A 2,092-nucleotide genomic window follows, 5' to 3' on the forward strand; every position below is an offset into this window, starting at 1 on the left:
CGTCGCATGGACAAGGGGGCCCACCATGGCTGAGCCCAGACTTCCGCCCCATCGCCTCATCCTGATCGCGATTGTCGTCGCCATCCTGGTGGCGATCGGCACCCAGATGCACTGGGAGTGGGTCGCCCAGTACCGCGGTGAGATCGTCAAAGGCGTACTACTGACGCTCTTGTTGCTGGTCTCCACCAGTGTGGCGGGCTTCCTGCTGGCCATCCCGCTGGGGCTGGCACAGGCACGTGGGCCGCGTCCGCTGGCGTGGCTGGCGCGAGGGTTCTGCAATCTGATTCGCGGTACCCCATTGCTGCTGCAGCTGTGGATTCTCTACTACGGACTGGGGTCTCTGTTTCCGTATATTCTCGGCTTGCGTGGCAGCTGGTTATGGCCGGTGCTGGCAGATCCGTGGATCTACGCCTTCTGTGCCTTGACCCTGTCGTTCGCGGGTTATGAAGGCGAGATCATGCGCGGCGCCTTTGCCGGCGTACCGCGCGGCGAACTTGAAGCGGCTCGCTCGCTGGGCATGTCTCCCTTCAGCATTCTCCGGCGCATCTGGCTGCCCAGAGCCGTACAACGGGTATTGCCCACGCTGAATGGCGAGTTGATCATCCAGCTCAAGGCGACGCCACTGGTCGCGACCATTTCCGCCATCGATACCTATGCCGTCTTCGGGCGTATCCGCCAGGAAACCTATATCGTCTACGAGCCGCTGCTGCTGATGGCCTTGATCTATCTCGTCATCGCGGGACTGATCACCCTCGGCTTTCGCACACTCGAGAAACGCCACGCTTCATGAGGCCTGACATGCAACGTACCCTCGATATCCTCACTCGCCTCATCGCCTTCGATACCACGTCGGACCGCTCCAATCTGGCGTTGATCCACTTCGTGCGTGACCTGCTGGCCGAGCACGGTATCCAGGCGACCGTGCTGGCGAATGCCGAAGGCGACAAGGCCTCACTGCTGGCGACGATAGGGCCGCCTGTCGCCGGGGGCGTGGTGCTTTCCGGTCACACCGACACCGTGCCCGTCACGGGGCAGACCTGGTCGCAGGACCCGTACCAGGCCACGCTCAAGGAGGGGCGCCTGTACGGTCGCGGCTCGGTGGACATGAAGGGCTTCATCGGCCTTTGCCTGGCGATGGTGCCGCAGTTTCTCGCATCGCCTCTCAAGCGGCCGATCCATCTCGCCTTCTCCTATGACGAAGAAAGCACCTGCATGGGCTGCCTGCCGCTGATCGACCACATGCGCGAGACACTGCCCGAGGTCGCCGCCGTCATCATCGGCGAGCCGACGCAAGGCCGCGTGGTGTCAGCGCACAAGGGCGTGCACTCCTGGCGCACGGAGGTGACGGGCGTCCCGGCCCATTCGAGCCGGCCAGACCTTGGCGTCTCGGCCACCTTCTACGCCGCGCGCATCATCTCGGAACTCGAACGCACGGCAAACGAGCTGCGCACTAATGCCATCCGGGGAGAGCTGTTCGAGCCGCCCTATTCCACCCTGCACGTCAGCGCCATGCAGGGCGGCAATGCCCCCAATATCATCGCCAAGGACGCTCGTCTGCATTGGGAGCTGCGCAATCTGCCCAGTGATCCGCCTGACGCGGTGCGTGCACGCTTCGATGACTTCACCGCGCAACTGGCGCGCGAGATGCAGCAGCATTCAGCCGACTGCCGCATCCAGACACTGGAGGACTATGCCTCGGTGCCGGCACTCACCCCGGAACCCGACGGCAAGGCTGAGGCGCTGGCCTTCGCCCTGACGGGACAGAGTGAGCGCTGTGGCGTCGGCTTCTGCTCGGAAGCGGGCTGGTTCCAGGATCGCGGCTTCTCCACCGTCGTGTGTGGGCCGGGCTCCATCGCACAGGCCCACAAGGCAGACGAATACATCGAGATGGCGGAACTTGAGCGATACCGTGACTTCCTCGCGCGCCTCATGCAGCACCAGTGCGCGGATTGAGCGCTGAGAACAACGGTTTCGCCCTGACCTTGAGCCGTAAAAAAGCCCGCCACGTGATCCACGTGGCGGGCTTTTTTATCTATCCCTCAGGATCGAGTCAGCGTGACTCCGAGGTCTCGTGGGGCGTATCCAGCACCAG

2 protein-coding genes are annotated in these 2,092 nt (G+C 63.5%); both read left to right on the forward strand.

The window, feature by feature from the left end; translation table 11 throughout:
- The first annotated feature begins 25 nt into the window (after window positions 1-25).
- A complete protein-coding gene (locus AC4FAH_RS12675; protein ID WP_279836778.1) occupies window positions 26-790 on the forward strand; it encodes an ABC transporter permease in 765 nt (254 codons plus the stop codon).
- A gap of 8 nt (window positions 791-798) precedes the next feature.
- Window positions 799-1,953 carry an acetylornithine deacetylase gene (gene argE, locus AC4FAH_RS12680; RefSeq protein ID WP_279836779.1) on the forward strand — a complete coding sequence of 385 codons (1,155 nt, stop codon included), beginning with the start codon at window positions 799-801 and terminating at the stop codon, window positions 1,951-1,953.
- The last annotated feature ends 139 nt before the right edge of the window (window positions 1,954-2,092 follow it).

Source organism: Cobetia sp. (assembly GCF_983723665.1).